At 53.5% G+C, this 19,103-nt stretch carries 16 protein-coding genes; 4 read left to right on the top strand and 12 right to left on the bottom strand.

Going from position 1 to position 19,103, the window contains the following annotated elements:
- Positions 1-60: 60 nt before the first annotated feature.
- The 12 genes from GO984_RS07235 to GO984_RS07180 all read right to left on the bottom strand — a co-directional run bounded on the left by GO984_RS07235 (position 61) and on the right by GO984_RS07180 (position 14,646).
- Positions 61-1,512, bottom strand: coding sequence for an NADH-quinone oxidoreductase subunit N (locus GO984_RS07235; RefSeq protein WP_157021898.1), 1,452 nt, complete (start codon positions 1,510-1,512; stop codon positions 61-63).
- A gap of 10 nt (positions 1,513-1,522) precedes the next feature.
- Positions 1,523-3,001, bottom strand: a complete 1,479-nt coding sequence (locus GO984_RS07230; protein WP_157021897.1) for an NADH-quinone oxidoreductase subunit M — start codon at positions 2,999-3,001, stop codon at positions 1,523-1,525.
- Positions 2,998-4,770, bottom strand: a complete 1,773-nt coding sequence (locus GO984_RS07225; protein WP_157021896.1) for a Na(+)/H(+) antiporter subunit D — start codon at positions 4,768-4,770, stop codon at positions 2,998-3,000. Before GO984_RS07225 ends, GO984_RS07230 begins: the two co-directional genes overlap by 4 nt.
- Complete coding sequence (locus GO984_RS07220; protein WP_157021895.1) at positions 4,763-5,017, bottom strand: hypothetical protein; 255 nt, start codon at positions 5,015-5,017, stop codon at positions 4,763-4,765. Before GO984_RS07220 ends, GO984_RS07225 begins: the two co-directional genes overlap by 8 nt.
- Positions 5,014-6,510 (bottom strand): monovalent cation/H+ antiporter subunit D family protein, encoded by a 1,497-nt coding sequence (locus GO984_RS07215; protein ID WP_157021894.1) that lies wholly within the window; start codon positions 6,508-6,510, stop codon positions 5,014-5,016. Before GO984_RS07215 ends, GO984_RS07220 begins: the two co-directional genes overlap by 4 nt.
- 3 nt (positions 6,511-6,513) lie before the next feature.
- Positions 6,514-6,816: an NADH-quinone oxidoreductase subunit NuoK gene (nuoK, locus tag GO984_RS07210; RefSeq protein WP_138162013.1), complete on the bottom strand. Its 303-nt coding sequence runs from the start codon at positions 6,814-6,816 to the stop codon at positions 6,514-6,516.
- Positions 6,813-7,364, bottom strand: coding sequence for an NADH-quinone oxidoreductase subunit J (locus tag GO984_RS07205; RefSeq protein WP_157021893.1), 552 nt, complete (start codon positions 7,362-7,364; stop codon positions 6,813-6,815). Before GO984_RS07205 ends, nuoK begins: the two co-directional genes overlap by 4 nt.
- Positions 7,365-7,425: 61 nt before the next feature.
- Entirely contained in the window at positions 7,426-7,869 is a 444-nt protein-coding gene (locus GO984_RS07200) for a CBS domain-containing protein (protein WP_157021892.1), read from the bottom strand.
- A 59-nt stretch (positions 7,870-7,928) separates the two neighbouring features.
- Positions 7,929-8,507: a 4Fe-4S dicluster domain-containing protein gene (locus GO984_RS07195; RefSeq protein ID WP_157021891.1), complete on the bottom strand. Its 579-nt coding sequence runs from the start codon at positions 8,505-8,507 to the stop codon at positions 7,929-7,931.
- Positions 8,508-8,524: 17 nt separating this feature from the next.
- Positions 8,525-9,511, bottom strand: coding sequence for an NADH-quinone oxidoreductase subunit NuoH (nuoH, locus tag GO984_RS07190; protein WP_157021890.1), 987 nt, complete (start codon positions 9,509-9,511; stop codon positions 8,525-8,527).
- A 208-nt stretch (positions 9,512-9,719) separates the two neighbouring features.
- Positions 9,720-12,665 (bottom strand): ATP-binding protein, encoded by a 2,946-nt coding sequence (locus GO984_RS07185; protein WP_157021889.1) that lies wholly within the window; start codon positions 12,663-12,665, stop codon positions 9,720-9,722.
- 427 nt (positions 12,666-13,092) lie between these two features.
- Positions 13,093-14,646 (bottom strand): trimethylamine methyltransferase family protein, encoded by a 1,554-nt coding sequence (locus tag GO984_RS07180; RefSeq protein ID WP_157021888.1) that lies wholly within the window; start codon positions 14,644-14,646, stop codon positions 13,093-13,095.
- 285 nt (positions 14,647-14,931) lie between these two features.
- Between GO984_RS07180 and GO984_RS07175 the strand changes: the two genes are divergently transcribed.
- Genes GO984_RS07175 through GO984_RS07160 form a run of 4 tightly spaced genes read left to right on the top strand, consistent with a single transcriptional unit; the run spans position 14,932 to position 18,958 of the window.
- Positions 14,932-15,501 carry a helix-turn-helix domain-containing protein gene (locus tag GO984_RS07175; protein ID WP_157021887.1) on the top strand — a complete coding sequence of 190 codons (570 nt, stop codon included), beginning with the start codon at positions 14,932-14,934 and terminating at the stop codon, positions 15,499-15,501.
- A 4-nt stretch (positions 15,502-15,505) separates the two neighbouring features.
- Positions 15,506-16,129 carry a LysE family translocator gene (locus tag GO984_RS07170; protein WP_157021886.1) on the top strand — a complete coding sequence of 208 codons (624 nt, stop codon included), beginning with the start codon at positions 15,506-15,508 and terminating at the stop codon, positions 16,127-16,129.
- A gap of 3 nt (positions 16,130-16,132) precedes the next feature.
- Positions 16,133-16,507: a GFA family protein gene (locus GO984_RS07165; protein ID WP_157021885.1), complete on the top strand. Its 375-nt coding sequence runs from the start codon at positions 16,133-16,135 to the stop codon at positions 16,505-16,507.
- Between the two features lie 3 nt (positions 16,508-16,510).
- Positions 16,511-18,958: a GcvT family protein gene (locus tag GO984_RS07160; protein ID WP_157021884.1), complete on the top strand. Its 2,448-nt coding sequence runs from the start codon at positions 16,511-16,513 to the stop codon at positions 18,956-18,958.
- Positions 18,959-19,103: the final 145 nt, after the last annotated feature.

The following is a 19,103-nucleotide window of genomic DNA, read 5'->3' as shown; positions in this document are numbered from 1 at the left end:
AACAAGCGGGTGGTCCACTGCAGGGTCCCCATAGATCAAGGTAATCCAAAACCAGCGTTTTCAACCTAGTCCAGCAGTTGCCGCAGCTTTTGACACCCCCAGAAACCAGGCAGGCAAGACCCCGGTTAAGACTGTGCCGGTGAATGTGACAATCAGTGCCCATCCAATTGCTGGGGAGACCTGAAATACAGCCGGTTGGTCGTTCTGTTCCATGTACATCAGCATGATGACACGAAGATAGAACCACGCAGCTATCGCGCTGAGCAGCACCGCAAATACTGCCAGCAATACAAAACCCGCATCAACCAATGCCACCAACACATAAAACTTGGCAAAGAAGCCCCCGGTCGGCGGGATGCCTGCGAGCGACAAAAGGAACACTAAAGCCATTAGGGCCACCCCCGGTTGACTTTTGGCCAGGCCCGAGAAGTCCTGAATGTTCTCACCCTGACCTGCGCCTCGGTTTAAAAGGACGATCACAGCAAATAGTCCCAAATTGGTCACTGTAAAAATCAGCAGATATAGCATCACACTGGCAAGGCCCTCGCTTCCTCCAGCTAAGAGGCCCAGTAACAAGAACCCGCCATGAGCAATGGAAGAATAGGCCAACATCCGCTTGATATTGGTTTGCACCAATGCAGCGAAGCTGCCCGCGGCGAGCGTCAGTACCGCCACGGCCTCAACACTACCGCGCCAGATTGGGTCAAGCATTGCCAGATCTTGTATCAACAGCCGCAGGATCACCGCAACGGCGGCAACCTTGCCCACCGTCGACATGAAACCGGTGACAGGTGATGGCGCGCCCTCGTAGATGTCGGGGACCCACATATGAAACGGGACTGCACCAACTTTGAACAATAGCCCTACAATCAGAAACACTGTGGCCAGCGCCAGCAGCGGCGAACTGGTCTCCACACTATCCAGCGCCTCTCCCATAGCCTCCAGCTGGGTGGTCCCGGTCAGCCCATAAAGCAGAGACAGGCCAAATAGCAGCAACCCCGACGAGAATGCTCCGAGGATGACATATTTTAACGCGGCCTCATTCGAACGTGTGTTTGTTGTCAGAAATCCAACCAGCACATAAATCGACAACGCTTGCAGTTCTAACCCTACATAGATGATCAGCAGATCTTTGCCCGACACCATGATCATCGCACCTGACAGAGCAAATAACAGCAGCACATAATACTCACCTTTGGCGGCGTCTTCTGTGCCCAGGTATCGGTCAGAAATGAGAATAGTCAGAGCAGTCCCCAGATAGAGCAGCATTTTGAAAAAGGTCGAAAACCCATCGTTCACAAACATTCCGCCATAAGCCGTTTGCGGGTTTTGCGCCAATGTCAGGCTCATCGCGGCAGCCAGGGCAATCATCACCAGGCTAAGCCCCGCTAGCAGTGCGCCCTGCCCCGGTCTTGGCACCAGCGACAACATCAATGCCACACAGGCACCCAGAATGATGATGATTTCCGGACCTGAGGCCAGAACCGAAGAGGTAATCTGCGTCAGATCCATTGCGACCTCCTCATGGGGTCACCGCCGTTGGATTAAGCTGTGTCATCAGATGGTCCAGCGAGGGTTGCAGGATTGTCAAAAACGGCTTGGGATACAGGCCAAACCACACAACAAACAAAAGCAATGGTGCTGCACAGGCCAGTTCACGGCGGCCCAGATCCCAGACAAACACGTCCCCCGGCGTCTTGACCTCGCCCAGCAACATCTGGCGATACACCCCCAGCAGGTAGGCCGCGCCAACCAAGGCGCCCAGCGCCCCGGCAGCCCCCGCCCAACCGCTGACCCCAAAAGCCGCAGCCAACACCAGCAGCTCACCAATAAATCCGTTCAGTCCGGGCAGTGCCATCGAGGACAGTAAAAAAGCTGCAAACAGGATACCAAACAACGGCACCACCTTAATCAATCCACCGTAAGCTGCGATGTCTCGTGAATGTGTGCGCTCGTAAATTATACCAACGAACAGGAACAGCGCCCCGGTGGTGATACCGTGATTGAACATCTGGATCACTGCACCTGACATTCCTTTGGCATCAAATGTGAAGAGACCCAGGGTGATGAACCCCATGTGGCTGACACTGGAATAAGCGATCAGTTTTTTAATGTCGCTTTGCGCCAAGGCAAGAAAGCCGCCATAGACAATTGCCACAGCAGACAGGGCAATCATCATCGGGGCGAAATACTGCGATGCGTCCGGCAGCATTGGCAGTGAAAAACGCAGAAAGCCATAGGCGCCCATCTTGAGCAGCACACCGGCAAGAATGATACTGCCTGCAGTGGGGGCCTGCACATGGGCATCCGGCAACCAAGTATGCACCGGCACCATCGGGATCTTGACGGCAAAGGCGACAAGGAAGGCAAGGAACACCCAGATCTGCAGGGGGAACGGGTATTGTACCTCCATCAGGGCCAGCACATCAAAGGTTTGCCCGCCGCCAAAGTAGAGCAGCAGAATACCAATCAGGAACAGCAGGCTGCCCGCTAATGTGTAGAGGAAGAACTTGAACGCAGCGTAGACCCGGTTGGCCCCGCCCCAGATACCGATGATCAGATACATCGGCACCAGCATGGCCTCCCACAGAATGTAGAACAGTATCATGTCTAGCGCGCAGAACACACCGATCATCAGGCTCTGCATCGCCAGTAAGCAGGTCATGAACTCTTTCACCCGGATGGAAATCGACCACCAAGACGCCAAAACGCAAATCCATCCCAGCAGACTGGTCAGCACCACAAACCAAACGCTGATACCATCAATCCCCAATCGATAGCTGATACCCAAATTTGGTACCCAAACCCTGTGTTCACCAAACTGCATCGCAGCCGTGTTGGGATCAAAATTGAGCAAAACCCAAAGCGCTAATAAGAAGTCAGCAAAAAGCACCAGCAAAGAAAACCAGCGTACAATCGGGTCTTTGCGCAGAAAGGGCGTTAACACTGCCCCAACAGCCGGTAGCAAAATCAGAATGCTGAGAACCGGCAAGTCTGTCATGGCGCTGCCAGTGCTGCGATCAGCGGGAACACCAGCATCACAATCAGCCCAACTATCATCACCAGCGCATAATGCGACACAACCCCGGTTTGAAACTGTCGCAATAGCAGGCCGCAACGCCAGGTCATTCTGGCAACCCCATTGACCACCGCATCAACAAAATGAGTGTCAGCTTTTTGGCTCGCCCGTGACAACCTGTGCAACATGCGAAGACCTGCACCGTCACCCAGAGTGACCACCATTTTCTCCCAGAGCAAAACCGGATGAAGAGCAAGCCACATGAAGAGTTTTGCACCACGCCGATACAGCCAATCAGTATCCAGGCTGATGGTTTTCTCGGGGTCCAGATACCTCAGGCACAGGACAAAAGCGAAAAGCGTGAACATCAACAGTCCGAGGCTCTGGGTGATGTGCGCGCCACTGTAAGGGTGGTAATTCACTGGATATGGCAGCAGATCGTACAACAGCTGCGGAAACACGCCGATGCCGATGCAGAACAACGCCGCCAGCCCCATTGCCAGTAACATATTTACGGGCGGTTCAGACGGACGCAAACCGCAGTCTTTGCCAAAGAACATGTAATATGGCAGCTTTAGGCCAGTGTGCAAAAAGGTACCGGAGGACGCGACAGTCAATAACAGCGCCACCGCCGCACGGTGATCCCCTGCGGCCGCCGATATGATCATGCTTTTGCTGACAAAGCCGCTAAACAGGGGGAAGGCTGAGATTGCCAGAGCGCCAACCATATACAGCACCACCGTCATTGGCATGGCGTGATATAGCCCCCCCAGTTCGGTCAATTTTCGCCGCCCCGTCATCAGGATCACCGCCCCCACCCCCATGAACAACAATCCCTTGTAGAGGATATGAGCAAAGGCATGGGAGGTCGCACCATTCAGCGCCATCTCGGTTCCCATACCAACGGCAGCCACCATGTAACCAACCTGACTGATAATGTGATAACCCAAAAGCCTGCGGCAGTCGTTTTCCAACACTGCAAATACAACCCCATACAACGCCATAGCTACTCCAAACCCGATCAACACTTCGGCGCCGGGGTAATTGCGGATCAGCACGTATACGGCCGTTTTAGTGGTAAAGGCGCTAAGGAATACTGCTCCGGTCACCGTTGCTTCGGGATATGCATCGGTGAGCCAGGCGCTTAATGGTGGAACAGCAGCATTAAGCATGAAGGAGATCAGGATCAGGTTGTAGGCCAGCCCGCCCTGTCCGTGATCCAGCGGCCCTACCAGATAAGAGCCGGTCTGGACGCCGTGCAACACAATTCCACCGAACAACAGGACACCTCCGGCGACATGCACCATGAGATAGCGAAAACCGGCTGCGACAGCCTTGCGGTTAGCGGATGCAAAAATCAGATAGGCCGAGGCAAAGGCCATGATCTCCCACGCGACAAGCAGAGTGAACCAGTCGCCAGCAAACACCACGCCAAAAGCACTGCCTATATACAAAAACGCCGAAACCCGCTGGCCAGTGTCATTGATATGCCAAGCGTAAATGTTGCCAATCACCGCCATGATTGAAAACACCCAAGCGAACACCAGTGATAACTGGTCAGCCTGAAACAGAACCAAGTCTATGCCAATAAACTGGACCTGACCCTGGCTGCCGACATCCATTTGCGTCATCCGTAGCAAAACCAGCAATGGAACCAAAACCGACGCAACCTTTTGTCCTGTGTCGTGCAGCATCGGTAGCAAGGCTGCACCGAACACCATGATCAACGCGGGGTGCAGCCACTCAGTCATAGTAGTCCTCATCGCGCATGATGCCGCAACTGTGGCCGATGAACTTACTGACGAAAATGATCGCAACGCAGCTGATAAATCCAAACGCGGCGCTCCACCCTGGGATGGAATCCCAGACATGTTCCACATGTGGTCTTGGCACTAAGACATCGGCCAGCACTATGAGGAACAGCATCAGCAACAATAACCGCCAACGCAAACGCTTGTACCGATCATCGCCAAAGAAATTCACCAATCGTGCAATCATCCTAACCCCGCTCCGCGCATGACCAACTGCGCCAAATCCACGAAAAATCCAGGGCTCAGACCCAGCACCAATGATAAAATCGCAGTTATCAGCAAAGGCACTGCCACCATTGGAACTTCACGGACGTCCTGCATTGCGACCAGCGTTTGGCCCTGTGGTGGCTTGGATTTCTCAAAAAATGCGGTGTAGGTCACCGGTAAGAAATAGGCCGCATTCAGCACCGCGCTGGCCAGAAGAACAGTCAGAAAAACCAATTCTCCAGCTTCAACCGAGCCCAGAACCAGATACCATTTACTAATGAACCCTCCACTGGGGGGGAGGCCGATCATACCAAGTGAGCCAATGAAAAACGCGCCCATCGTCCAGGGCAATTGCCGCCCGATGCCGGCCAGATCGCTGATGTTGCGGCGATGTGAGGCGCAGTAGATCGACCCGGCGCAGAAAAACAGTGTGATCTTGGAAAATGCGTGGGCCGCGATATGGGTCACACCGCCCACGGCCGCCATCGGTGTCAACAAGACCGCGCCCAGTATGATGTACGATAGCTGACTGACCGTCGAATAAGCCAGCCGAGCCTTCAGGTCATCGCGGGTCAGCGCATAGATCGAAGCCATCACGATGGTAAAGGACACCAGATACGCAGTGGCTATTGCCAACCCGAGGCTGCTCATCAAATCGACGCCCATGACGTAGAAAATCACCCGCAGCAGGCAAAATACCCCCATTTTGACCACCGCCACCGCATGGAGCAAAGCACTAACAGGGGTTGGCGCAACCATCGCCGCTGGCAGCCAGGCGTGAAATGGCATTATTGCAGCCTTGGCAAAACCAAACAGGTAGCACAGGTACACTACTGACAGCAGCGCCCCTGAGGCATCAGTTCCGCCAAACACGCCCTGAGGCATAAAATCAAGAGTTCCGGCCAGATGATAGGTCAACGCCAGTGCCACCAGAAGCAGGGATTTGGACGCCCCGATCAAATAGACCACATAGCGACGACTGCCCGCCCAACTGGCCTTGTCTTCTTTGTGGTAAACCAGCGGATAGGTGATCAGGCTAAGCAGCTCGTAGAAAATGACCAAAGTGAACAGATTAGCGGCAAAAGCACCGCCAACTGCCGCGGAAAGCGACACAGCAAAGGCGGCAAAAAAGCGGGTCTGCGCATGTTCGTTCTGGCTGCGCATGTAACCAATTGAGTAAAGCGCCGCGAGGATCCACAGCAGGCTGGAAACGGTCGCAAACACCATCCCCAATGCATCGACCCGAAAGGCAAAATCGACCCCCGGCAGCACTTCAAACAATGTCAGATCATGGGTCCCACCGTCCAAAACCAACGGCGCCAGAGAGATCACAATCAGGAACTTCACCACAGCCGCGGCAACCGAAACCGCATCACGCAGGTTAGCCCGGTTGCGTAGACAAAGGATCAAAACAGCGGCCGTCAGGCTTACGGCAATGGCAAGGACAGGTCTGATGGACAGTAGAAACTCCAAAACTCAACCTTTCAAGACGGTTAACTCATCCACTTCCAACGTGTTTTTGTTGCGCAGCAGTGCAACCAAAATGCCCAGCGCCACAGCAACCTCGGCGGCGGTGATTGCGATCACAAAAATGGCGATTATCTGGCCGCGCAAATCTTGCAGAACATGACCAAAAGCCAGAAGATTTATGGTGACACTGTTCAGCATGAGTTCCAGTGACATCAGTACAATCAGTACATTGCGCCGCAGCAAAACCCCGGCTCCGCCAATAACAAACAGCGTGGCGGCAAGTATCAGATACCAGGCTGTTGGGATCATCTGCGAACCTCGCCGTGATCTTTTCGAGATCGAACCGGTGTTACGTCAGCCTCCGACCTGGCCAACACTACCGCACCTATCAGGGCCACCAGAAGGATTACCGAGGCAACTTCAAACGGCAGCAAAAAATCCTGAAACAGTAAAAGACTAAGCGCCTCCACTGATGGCTGAGTGGTAATGGTCTGCCCCGGCCCCATTGCGGCATGCAATTTGGTGCTTTGGGTCAGTAAAACAATCAGCTCGCCCGAGAGAATAACAAGAACGACGACACCGGGCAGAAGCGCGTGTTTCAAGTACCGCCTTTGGGATTCCTTTCGGACATCCAGCATCATAATGACGAATAAAAACAGCACCATCACGGCGCCGACATATACAAAGATTTGGATCACGGCCAGAAAGGGCGCACCCAAAAGGACGTAAAGGGCAGCGATCTGAACCAGGCAGGCGACAAGTGCCAAGGCGCTATGTACCGGATTGCGTGCGACAATCACCAGCAATGCCGATACTGTTGCAACCCCTGACAGCAGCAAAAAAAACTCTCGCTCCATCTTTGACCTCTTACTCCTAACTCCCGTTTCGCCAACCTCAAGCAGGCAGGCCACATCTGCATCAAACGCTGTAGCCAGTACCGTCGATGTATTTCAGCAGCTCTTCTTCTTCGCGCATGATCTCATCCAGCCGATGTTTGACCACATCGCCAATACTGATCACCCCACACAGCCCGTCGTCATCACAAACCAGCATGTGGCGATTCCGCTTTTCGGTCATCAAAGCCATGATCCGGATCAAGTTGTCGTCTGGTGAACAGGTGCCCACGCTGGGCGTCATCACATCGCCGATCGCGGCTTGGCGCCCTCCACCATCCGGGATCGCCATTGCTTTGCAGATCTCGCGCTCTGAAACGCCTCCCAACGCTTTTCCAGCAGGATCCAGTACCACCGCAAAACCAATCTTCTTGACGTCAAACAACTGAAGGGCCGTCAAGACGCTGTCATCTGGCGCGACCGAATAGATCTCGGATCCCTTGTGGCGTAATACTGTGCTGACATACATTTTTTCGCCCTTTCTTGGTTTGGTCCCACTGCGGTCGTATCGCTGCCTTTACATGATGGTTACCGCTCTCTTCGGATACGTGACCACCAGTCCAGCCCGGCATCCTTGGGCCTAGTGCGCGTGACTGACCTCAGACCACCATTGCGATCCAGTGTGGCGGGACGCACCACGCCCCCATTCCCAGCTTTTCCAGGCGCCTTGACCAAGTCTTCGAGATGGACCACCAGAGTTCCTCGATGGTGGGTCGCAACTTCGTACTCCTGACCTAACTTGATCGCATCCGCAGGACAGGCGTCCTCACACAATCCGCAATACAGGCAGCGTGCCAAATTGATGTCGAACACTTTGGGGCGGCGGTCGCCCTTTTCATTCTCAAAGGGAATAACCGTGATGCAATCGCAGGGGCAGATTTTCGAGCACAATTCACAGGCGACACAATTCACCTCGCCCTCTTCATTTGTCTTGATGAAATGATGGCCGCGATGGCGTTGGTATGGCACCCACTTTTCATAATCTGGGTAGTGGTGGGTCACAGTTTTTGAAACCATATACCCCAGCGTCAAACGTAACCCGGCCAGTAGATCAACCAGAAGGACCCTGCCGATCCAGTTGCTCCGTTTTACCCCTGTCCTTGCCATGACGCCTCACTCGCTATTCACAACATCACAAATCCGCTCACCAGAATATTCAGCAATGAGAGCGGTAGTAGTAACTTCCAGCCGATGGCCATCAGCTGGTCATAACGGTAGCGCGGAAACGTGAAACGCAACCACATAAACACCCAGATGAAGAATCCGACCTTAAGAAGCAGCCAGATCGTGGCGGGCAAAAATGCCGGGCCACCCAGCCAACCGCCAAAAAACAGCAGCACATTCAGAAAAGCCAGAACCACCACCACAAGGTATTCTGCGAGCATAAAGAGTGAAAATCGAATGCCACTGTATTCAGTGTGGTAGCCCGCGCCGAGATCACCCTCGGCTTCAGGCAGATCAAACGGAATACGTTGTGCCTCGGCCAGACCTGAAACAAAAAAAACAAAAAAGCCAATTGGCTGCACCACAACGTTCCACAAACCTTGCTGCGAGGAGACAATTTGGGACAACTGCATCGATCCCGCGAGCATCACCACACCTATGACGGAAAAGCCCATAGGGATTTCGTAGGAAATCATCTGAGCAATTGAGCGCAAGCTGCCAAGAACGGCGTATTTACTGTTCGAAGCCCAGCCCGCCAAAATTGTGCCGAACACTCCGATTCCCGACACTGCCAGAATAAACAGCAATCCAACGTTCAGATCTGATATCGACAGCGCAATTTCGGTGCCAAACATCTGAATGGGGTCGCCAATAGGGATTGCAACAAATACCAGAAAGGGCGGCACCAGGGCCACCACCGGGGCGATCGAAAACAGCATCCGGTCAGCCTCGGCTGGAATATGATCTTCTTTGGTCAGCAGTTTGATGGCATCGGCCAGCGGTTGCAGTAACCCGTGCCACCCCACGCGCATCGGACCTGGTCGCTGCTGGATATGTGCAGCAATTTTACGTTCCAGCCAAGTCAAGGGGAGTGGCAGCAATAAAAGAACGCCTACGACAATAGCCATCTTAATTAGCACAGGCACTAGGCTAAGGACGTTTTCCATGTCGGCGAGCCTCCACAGCAGCCGTTGTCTATAACTGCCGGGTTGCTCATTTTTTTACATACGCCTGCAGCTTATCTTAATCAGATGGCGCAACCGGAAGAAATTGCCGCAAAAAAATCACAGCCAATGGAGGTTTTCTGTAAACGCAGGCTCAGTTTTTCAACCATTTTAACAGGATACCGGATCGACGCTCCGACACATTGGACGGCTACGCCCTTTGCTTTTCCTCTAGTCGCTCGGCTTGAAGAGCTGCCAGTGTCCGAAGCAAGTGCGCTTTCTTGATGGGTTTGGACAAGAAACAGTCCATACCAGCTGCCAAACAGGCATCGCGATCGCTCTCAAAGGCATTGGCGGTCAATGCAACGATTGTAGGCTGCACAATGTCCAGCGCCCGGATCTCTCGCGTTGCAGAGATGCCATCCAGTTCGGGCATCGACATATCCATAAGCACAATGTCCGGCACGCGTGTCTGGCACAGAGTTACAGCTTCGCGGCCATTTATTGCCTCGATCAACTCCAATGGCTGATCACCCAGGTATTTGTTAATCAGCAACCTGTTCACTTTGTTATCTTCAGCCAACAAAACCAGACTATCCGCCAGAATAGCTGCTGGCACGTCAACGCGAGGTACTTCCTTGACGAGTGGTCCCTGTGCCGGCGCCAGTTGTACGGAAAGACTGAAACAACACCCTTGGCCCAGTTCAGAGCGCAAAGTGATTTCTCCCCCCATGCGTTCAGCAAGAACGCTAGAGATTGTCAGGCCAAGACCGGTGCCCCCAAAAGCCCGCGTCGTCGCGGTGTCAGCCTGCGAGAAGCGGTCGAAAATATGCTTGGCCTGTTCGGTTGAGATGCCGATTCCGGTATCATCAATCTCGACCTGCAACCGGTAAGGATCATTCTTGGCGCAACCAACATTCACAGTTACGCCTCCCTGAGATGTAAATTTCACCGCATTGCCGACCAAATTGACCAAAATCTGACGCAACCGCCCATCATCGCCATGCATCAATTCAGGCAGCTCGGCAGCATAGTTGACCGAAAGCCAAATCTCTTTGTCGCGCGCCTTGGGACGTAACAAGTCGATTGCGCCTTCCACACAGTGGCGCAACTTGAAATCTGTTGGAGAAATTTCCAGCTTGCCTGCTTCCAACCGCGACAAGTCTAGAATGTCATTAATAATTTTCAGCAATGCGACCGAAGAGTCTTGGATTGTATCAACAAATTGGCGTTCAGTGTCCGGTAGGTCGGCTTCGGAAAGCAATCCTGCCATGCCAATAATTCCATTCATCGGAGTACGAATTTCATGACTCATATTCGCTAAAAACTCGGATTTTGCACGGTCCGCGTGCTCTGCCGCCAGCTTGGCTTCAGCCAGTTCCCGTTCTCGATTTTTGGCCCCAGTGATGTCGCGTTCGATCCCGATGATCAGTTCAATTTGACCTTCTTCATTCAAGATCGGCACCAAATTTGTATCAATCCAGATCTCAGCACCCGATTTGGTGTAGTTTAGAATTTCTGTATGGAACCGCTGCCCCATGGACAAATGGTCGTTAATATCACCAATCACCGCCGGGTCCGTTTTTGGTCCATTCAGCAAACTACCCGTAGTTGCTCCAATTGCCTCTTCGGCTGAATAGCCCGTCACGCGCGTAAAAGCGTCGTTGACCCAAACTATTCTAGCCTCTGCATCTGTCAGAATAATGCTGTCCGACGCGTGCTTTGCCACCAACGATAATCGATGCAACTCTGCTTGTTTTTTCTGTAGCTCAGCATGAGCCTGTTCAAGTGCGATTTGCCCCTCATACAACTCACCATTACGCTGTTGGAGAGTTTTATTGGTACGCATCACTTCTTCACGCAGATGTACATCCTTTGACACATCCCAGTTCACACCAATAATCCGTTTGCGACCGTTAGCATCCGTGAACACGCTGCCTAGCGCGCGAATGTGCTTTTCCTGGCCGTCCGGTAAAACAATTCGGAAATCTGAGGCATAGGCACCTAGATTTTTCTGAGCGGATTCAAATACTTCGATGGCAATGTTGCGATCCAATGGGTGCAAGCGTTGCCGCCATGTCTGTATCAGATTTTCTTCTGGGGATTGCGTTTTGCCATAGAGACTGCGCATCCGCTGGTCCCAAATCAGTCGCTCGCTGGCTGGCTCATATTCCCAGATTCCGATTTTTGAGGTCTCGACAGCAACTTCCAAACGGCGAGACAAAGTCTCAAGTTCACGCTCACGTCGTTTCAAAGTGTAGATGACCGACCGTCGACCAGCCGACAGACGCCCAGCTAGTATGGTCGGAAAAAGGATCAGCGCCCCCGCGACAAACAGCGACATGCGTAGCGGCCATAGGTTGTCAGGTTGCGCGGTCCACCCACCCCGAGGTCGGGCCACCAATTGCCAGCTTCCTTGCGCTAGGGGAATATCGATCCGGATCGGGTCATCCTCAACGATATCAGCATCACCAAAGAACAAGGCCCCTTCAGACCCCATACCGTCATGACCAATCAATGCCAGTTCAATATTTGCATTGGGATCGGTTACTCCCGAAGCGGCATAGAGTGTGTCGACGTCGATAACGGCCGACAAAATTCCAAAAAACTGCCGCTGCGGGCCCGTACCTGTATAGATTGGAAACCGGCCAATAAAGCCACGCCCGCCCTGCACCAGGTTGACTGGCCCAGCAAGCACCACACCACCGCTATCGCGAACGCGATAAGCGGCATCTCGTTGTGCATCATTTTTGTTGTAATCTAGGCCAATTGCGGCTTCGTTTCCGGCAACTGGATAGATCAGCGAAACAACCAAATCGGGGGCAACCGCCACAAGCCGGACCTCGTTATGGCCACCAATCACCTGCTCCGCTAACTTTCCAAAACGGGCCTGATCCATAGTTGGTTCGGTTGACAATACGGCAACCAACCCTCGTATCAATTGTAGGTCCGCCCCCAAGTGGCCCTTCAACCGCGATACAACCATCCCGGCTTCGTTCTGGACATCCGCACGAAGGTTTTGATTGTGGATGGTCGCGTTTTGCTTTTCAGCAAAAACAGATGCAATCACAACCACAACAAAGGCAACAAACGCAGGTAGGTAAGTTCGTTTCGTTAATGCACTCAGCACTGAGCTGAGTTGAAAACTTACAGCCATTAACCACCTATTTGATACTACGAATCACTACCGCCTTCTGGTCAACATACCTGAGAGATGTTCACTGGCTCTTAATAAGTGGGATCAACACCTCCGTCGGGTTGGCCCTATTGCAGCTTTGGAACGCTCACAGCCCATTGTCCCAACAATATCCGCGACCGCATATCAGAGATCTCTTCGGTCAGGGCTAGCAATATAGTGGGTCAAACCAGTCCACTCGGCAACGCCAGCTTTTTGACATGTTCTGAAGTCCCGTCGACGAGAAGTTTTGCTAGCTTTGGGAGCTGAATAGGAACCAAACACAACACAGCTATGCGTGGAGGTACATACATGCGCAATTTCCCCCTCGAAACTGAATTGAAGTGGCGAAAGCAAAATTCGCCACCTCGCCGTTAAACAATATCGTCGTTGCAGTCCTCTCTCATCACTAGGCGGGGAGATGGATATTAAACCTAGCACGAAGAGCAGCGTCGGTTGCAGGATCAAATCGAGCCTGGGATCGTTCACGCAGGATTTGTTCCTTACGTGCAGAGGCCTTTTTCAACAGATCGGGCTTTTGCAACTCTTCCCATTCTTTGGGGGAAGTGCGATCACCAAGGCCTGGGTAGACGTAATCAGATTGCATTCTACTAAGCGTTTGATCCGTCCCTAAATAATGACCGGGGCCACCAATACAGGTGGCCCTAATTTGATCCAAGGCAAGCGTTTCGTCGTTGACCTCGATGCCGCGAACACAGCGCAGCGCCTGACCGATAAGATCATCCCCCAAGATCAGAGATTCATGACAGAACCCCAGCAGTGAGGCATGCATCCCGGCCGCCTCATATACCATGTTGAGACCGGATAAGCCGGCCATCACAGCGGTGCACATTTGTTCCCAGCCGGCCTGCATATCAGGAAGCTTCGAATCTGAGGCACCCGCAGCTGCACCACCAGGCACGCCATAAAACTTATGCATCTGAGCGCATCCAGCCGTCAGCAAAGCCTGTTCGCCAGATCCAACACTCATTGCGCCGGTCCGCAGGTCCAAACCAAAAGGCCAAGTGCCAAAGATCGCGGGGGCCCCTGGTTTGACGGCGTTTACATAAACCAGACCGGCCAAACATTCGGCACAGGCCTGCACAATTGCGCCAGCAATGGTCGACGGCGCTGTCGCACCGGCCATGCCGGCAGACAACAACAACACCGGCATACCCCCAGCTATGCATTTTTCCATCACTTCGCAGCTTTCAGTGGCGAATTTCATTGGAGGAACAACAAAACAGTTGGAGTTCGACACAAAGGGACGCTCTCGCCATTTGCCTTCACCACCTGCAATCATGTGCAGCATTTCAAGCGCGTCATCGACAAAGTCCGGTTCGGTGAAGGAAACACCCACATGTTTGGTTGTGCCTGCTGTGGTCGCGTAGATAGAGTTCAAATCCATTTCGCGATTGTCGGGGATGTCACGACAGACCATAGGTCGTTGCAGAAAGTGGATGTTGTCCAATCTATCGGAAATCCGGGCGGCATCGTGCAAATCCTGCACTGTTGACTCGCGGTAGCTGCGCCCATGCACATCCACCATATGAACTGCCGCACCAGCGGTACCGTAGTGAACCCGACTGCCAGATAAATTCAGATCGGTCTTCCCATCTCGACTAAACAATGTGACCGAACGGTTGGCCTTGGCTATCGTCTCTTCAACCAGTTCCCGCGGAAAACGGATACGTCCATCGTCTCCCAATACACATCCTGCGCCGACCAGGTAGTCGATACCGCTTTGCGGAGCGTCAGCTAAGCCAATCTGTTCCAGCGCATCCAACGCACTTTGGTGTATACGCTCCATGTCTTGCTCGCTGAGCGGTTTGAGGGTGCCACCTTCCATGCCAGGACGGATGGCGCGGAGATTTTCTGCAAGCGGGGCTGCACGGGCAGCACGACGAGCGGCCCGGCCTCCACTACGAATTGCGCGGGCGGGTGTTTTGGTTTGATCGTTCATATGAAGGCCTATTGGTACAAGTGGATCTAAGGGTGGGTCAGATCCGTGCAGGCCTACCTCGGGCCGCGCGCCCTCTTGCTGCACCAATTGTGCGGCCAATCAGGCTAACAAAACACTGCTCTTTTTGCATATTCCCTCCAAGCCAAGTCCGTTCAGAATGCCAATGTTCAAAATGGATTCTGTTCTGTTTGCGACTTTGGTGAAAAATCACTTGAAAATTTCACAGAACCGCAGCACGGTGAAAACACGGATCATTTTTTCACGCCCTTCTGCTAGGAGTATACGTTGAACACACAGGCCGCCTTAACTGCATCACTTGGTGCTGACATACGCGCATTGCGTAAGGCGCGAGGGTTGACGCTGACTGATATCGCAACGCGACTGGACCGGTCGGTTGGTTGGCTTAGTCAGGTGGAGCGGGATATGTCCGAGCCAACAATTTCGGACCTTCGCCAGATTGCAGCCTGCCTGAACGTCCCTATGTCTATGCTGTTCGGCCACACCCACGCCCCAGCCCATGAACAAGGGTATGTGGTACGTGAGGGGGACCGACGTCCGATGGGAGCTGGCGAAGAAGGCTTGATCGAAGAGCTTCTCTCGCCCGATCTCACGGATGATTTTGAAATGGTGCATTCGACTTTTCAGGCCCATTCCAAAATGCAAACCATAGCTGACCGACCAACGCAGGAAGTGGGATACATGATTTCCGGTCGCCTTGATCTGGTTATTGGCGGTCAGGCATTTACTGTGAACGCAGGCGACAGTTTTCGGATCCGCCATGAACCCTATCACTGGGCCAACCCCTATGGCGAACCGGCTGTTGCGATCTGGGTGATCGCTCCGCCGGTCTATTGACGTCATGAGCTTTGAATCCTGGACCATATTCGCCCTGTTCTGGGTGGTTTTTGTCACCACGCCCGGTCCAAATGCTGTGAACTGCATTAGCAACGGGATGGCATTGCCGTTTCCAAAAGCAATGATCGGGGTTTTCGCAATCCTCACCCAAGCCACGCTGTTTCTGGTTCTCTCGGCTTTTGGCGTTACCGCACTCATCGCGGCTTCGCCGACCGGATTTTTCATCGCGAAACTGATTGGCGCGGGTTTCTTGATCTATCTGGGTGTTCGAGGCTGGATGAACGCAGGAAACCCTGCTCCCGCGGCGGAGCGCCCTGCCCGACATGTCTATCTGCACGCGCTCGCCGTCGCCACGATCAACCCCAAAAGCGTCGCCGGGTATCTCGCTGCCTTTTCCCAATTTGTACAACCAGATGTTCCGGTTTGGCAGCAAATGGGGGTGATCATGCCCACGGCTCTGATGATCACCGCCCTCAGCTACACTGGCTATACCGCGCTTGGGGCCGGACTGGGTCGGGCGGCGATGGCAGCCGTGTTTAATGTTTGGATCCGCCGCGTGATGGCGGTCTGCTTTATTTGCTACGGGGTCCTGCTGGGAGCCAGCAGCACGCCCTCACTAAAAGGATAAGAGATGATCAAAGGATCCTGCCTGTGTGGCGACATCCAGTTTGAAACCAAGGCCAAACCTCAGGGACCATCCATGTGCCACTGCAGCCAGTGCCGCAAGCAGGCGGGCGGCTTCTGGGCCTCAGCTCATGTTGCTGACACTGATCTGACCATCACTGGCCCGGTCACTTGGTTTGTGGCCAGCGACATCGCCAAACGAGGCATCTGTTCGCGTTGCGGGTCCTACCTATTCTGGAAGGGCAAAGGTGAGGATACCATCAGTTTTGCGCTTGGGGCAGTTGATGGCGACACCGGTATCAAGATTGCAAAGCATATCTTCGTTGCTTCGAAAGGTGACTACTACGACATCGCGGACGGAGTACCGCAAGAAGAGGAATAAGCTATGGTCGATTTCCCATCCAAGGCACGGGTTGTCATTATTGGCGGTGGAGTTGTGGGTGCCTCGTCACTGTATCATCTGGCCAAGAAGGGCTGGAGCGATTGCGTATTGCTGGAGAAGAACGAGCTGACGGCCGGGTCAACCTGGCATGCGGCGGGGAATGTTCCCACCTTTTCCACATCATGGTCGATCATGAATATGCAGCGATATTCAACCGAGCTGTATGCGCGCCTGGGTGACGAAGTCGACTATCCGATGAACTATCATGTAACCGGGTCGATCCGTCTGGCGCATACAGCAGAACGGATGCAGGAGTTTGAACGGGCGGCATCCATGGGTCGCTATCAGGGTATGGATATCGAGATCCTGACGCCAGAGGAAACCAAGGAACGCTATCCCTTCCTTGAAACCCATGACATGGCCGGGGCTTTGTATGATCCTCACGATGGGGACATCGACCCGGCACAGCTAACGCAGGCTTTGGCAAAGGGTGCCCGTGACATGGGGGCCAAAATCATTCGATTCTGCCCTGCGACAGGTGTCACGCAACATGATGATGGCAGCTGGACCGTACATACCGACAAGGGTGATATTGATTGCGATAATGTGGTCAACGCAGCCGGGTACTATGCCCAGCGTGTGGGTGAGTGGTTCAAACCCTTTGGTGGCCGAACGGTGCCAATGATGGTGATGAGTCATCAGTATCTTCTGTCCGAAGAAATCCCCGAAATAGAAGCCTATACCAAGGAAACCGGGAAAAAGCTGCCTCTGCTACGGGACGTGGATGTGTCCTATTACCTGCGTCAGGAAAAACATGGCTTCAACCTTGGCCCATATGAGCCAAACTGTCGGGCGCATTGGGAAACTGAGGATGACCCGATGCCTGAGGATTTCAGTTTTCAGCTCTGGCAGAATGATCTTGACCGGATCGAAGACATCATGATGGACGCAATGGAGCGGGTCCCTTCGTTGGCGACCTCGGGCATATCGCGGGTCATCAACGGTCCGATCCCCTATGCCCCGGATGGCTTACCGCTGCTTGGGCCAATGCCCGGCGTCAAGAACGCATTTGAGGCCTGTGTTTTCACCTTTGGTATTGCCCAGGGTGGCGGTGCCGGCAAAGTTCTGGCCGAATGGATTGTCGATGGTCAGACCGAATGGGACATGTGGGCGGTCGATCCGCGTCGCTACACCGATTACACTGATCACGACTACTGCGTGCAAAAAGGCAAGGAGGTCTATGGCAATGAATATGCAATGCACTTCCCCCACCACGAATGGCCTGCCGGACGTGATAAAAAAATCGGCGCAGTACATAATAAAGTCAAAGAGTTAGGCGGCGTTATGGGCGCTTACAACGGTTGGGAACGTGCCAACTGGTTTGCGCAGGATGGTGATGACACTTCCGAGGACGCAACCCACACCTGGGGTCGTTCAGGCCCCTGGCAGCAGCGTATCAAAGAAGAGTGCGAAGCAGTACGCGACGGTGTTGGCGTGCTCGACTTGCCCGGATTTTCGCGCTTTAATCTAACCGGCGAAGGCGCGGCAGAATTCTTGCGTGGCATGGTCACTGGTGGGCTCCCCAAAGTGGGCCGTTTGAACCTTGTGTACTTCTCCGATGACCGCGGCAGGATCCTGACTGAAATGTCCTGCATTCGTCACGGTGAAGATCATTTCACCATGATTACCGCAGGTGCAGCACAGTGGCACGACTTTGAGATCCTGAAAAACGCACTGCCAACAGGTCTTAGCCTGACGGATCACACCACCGAATTTGGCACCATGATCGTCACTGGCCCTAAATCGCGCGATCTGCTTGCATCCCTGTCAGACGCTGATCTGTCACTGGGCTGGCTGACACATCAGGCGGCTACTGTTGCGGGTAAACCTGCATTCCTTGCGCGCGTTTCCTTTGCTGGTGAGCTAGGCTGGGAAGTCCACTGTGCCAACGATGACCAATCTGCGATCTATGCGGCCATACTGGAGGCTGGAGCCAAGCCGTTTGGCATGTATGCGCTGAATTCCTTGCGTATCGAAAAAGGCTATCGCGCGTGGAAAGGTGATCTTTCGACAGACTATTCACTGCTTGAAGGAGGGCTGGAACGCTTTGTCAAACTCGACAAGCCACAGGATTTCCCCGGCAAGGCAGCTATTCAGTCCGAAAAGCAGCAAGGCGTGAAGAAACGTTTTGTGACCCTGATTGTCGAAGCCGGTGATGCCGATGCACCCTACATGTCTTGCATCTGGAAAGATGGTGAAATCATAGGTGAAACCACCAGTGGAGACTGGGGTTACCGCGTGAATGCCTCGGTTGCACTGGGCACGGTGCGTGCAGATCTTGCGGTGCCCGGTACTAAACTGGAGGTCGAAATCTACGGACAAAAATGCGCTGCTGTTGTGCAGGAAGATCAACCGCTTTGGGATCCGGAAAATGAAAGGCTGCGAGCCTAACCTACCACGCAATTGGTGAATGCTCCTTCCGCTCGCCGTTGGCGTCCTGTTCACCTTATTGGTTGTAGTGGCACGGTAGTTTTGCCGCGCCACCGTTTGACTTAGTCGTTGCGTCGCACGCGGGCTGCGGTTTTGTCGGCGAAGG

Source organism: Parasedimentitalea huanghaiensis (assembly GCF_009753675.1).
Lineage (GTDB): Bacteria > Pseudomonadota > Alphaproteobacteria > Rhodobacterales > Rhodobacteraceae > Parasedimentitalea > Parasedimentitalea huanghaiensis.
This window is presented reverse-complemented; position numbering and strand designations above follow the sequence as displayed.

What these genes read in the sequence shown, in the direction of transcription:
- GO984_RS07185 (WP_157021889.1), bottom strand. Translation starts at nt 12,665, where the DNA reads ATGGCTGTAAGTTTTCAACTCAGCTCAGTGCTGAGTGCATTAACGAAA.
- nuoH (WP_157021890.1), bottom strand. Translation starts at nt 9,511, where the DNA reads ATGGAAAACGTCCTTAGCCTAGTGCCTGTGCTAATTAAGATGGCTATT.
- GO984_RS07180 (WP_157021888.1), bottom strand. Translation starts at nt 14,646, where the DNA reads ATGAACGATCAAACCAAAACACCCGCCCGCGCAATTCGTAGTGGAGGC.
- GO984_RS07205 (WP_157021893.1), bottom strand. Translation starts at nt 7,364, where the DNA reads ATGGAGCGAGAGTTTTTTTTGCTGCTGTCAGGGGTTGCAACAGTATCG.
- GO984_RS07230 (WP_157021897.1), bottom strand. Translation starts at nt 3,001, where the DNA reads ATGACAGACTTGCCGGTTCTCAGCATTCTGATTTTGCTACCGGCTGTT.
- GO984_RS07220 (WP_157021895.1), bottom strand. Translation starts at nt 5,017, where the DNA reads ATGATTGCACGATTGGTGAATTTCTTTGGCGATGATCGGTACAAGCGT.
- GO984_RS07225 (WP_157021896.1), bottom strand. Translation starts at nt 4,770, where the DNA reads ATGACTGAGTGGCTGCACCCCGCGTTGATCATGGTGTTCGGTGCAGCC.
- GO984_RS07235 (WP_157021898.1), bottom strand. Translation starts at nt 1,512, where the DNA reads ATGGATCTGACGCAGATTACCTCTTCGGTTCTGGCCTCAGGTCCGGAA.
- GO984_RS07200 (WP_157021892.1), bottom strand. Translation starts at nt 7,869, where the DNA reads ATGTATGTCAGCACAGTATTACGCCACAAGGGATCCGAGATCTATTCG.
- nuoK (WP_138162013.1), bottom strand. Translation starts at nt 6,816, where the DNA reads ATGATCCCAACAGCCTGGTATCTGATACTTGCCGCCACGCTGTTTGTT.
- GO984_RS07195 (WP_157021891.1), bottom strand. Translation starts at nt 8,507, where the DNA reads ATGGCAAGGACAGGGGTAAAACGGAGCAACTGGATCGGCAGGGTCCTT.
- GO984_RS07160 (WP_157021884.1), top strand. Translation starts at nt 16,511, where the DNA reads ATGGTCGATTTCCCATCCAAGGCACGGGTTGTCATTATTGGCGGTGGA.
- GO984_RS07170 (WP_157021886.1), top strand. Translation starts at nt 15,506, where the DNA reads ATGAGCTTTGAATCCTGGACCATATTCGCCCTGTTCTGGGTGGTTTTT.
- GO984_RS07165 (WP_157021885.1), top strand. Translation starts at nt 16,133, where the DNA reads ATGATCAAAGGATCCTGCCTGTGTGGCGACATCCAGTTTGAAACCAAG.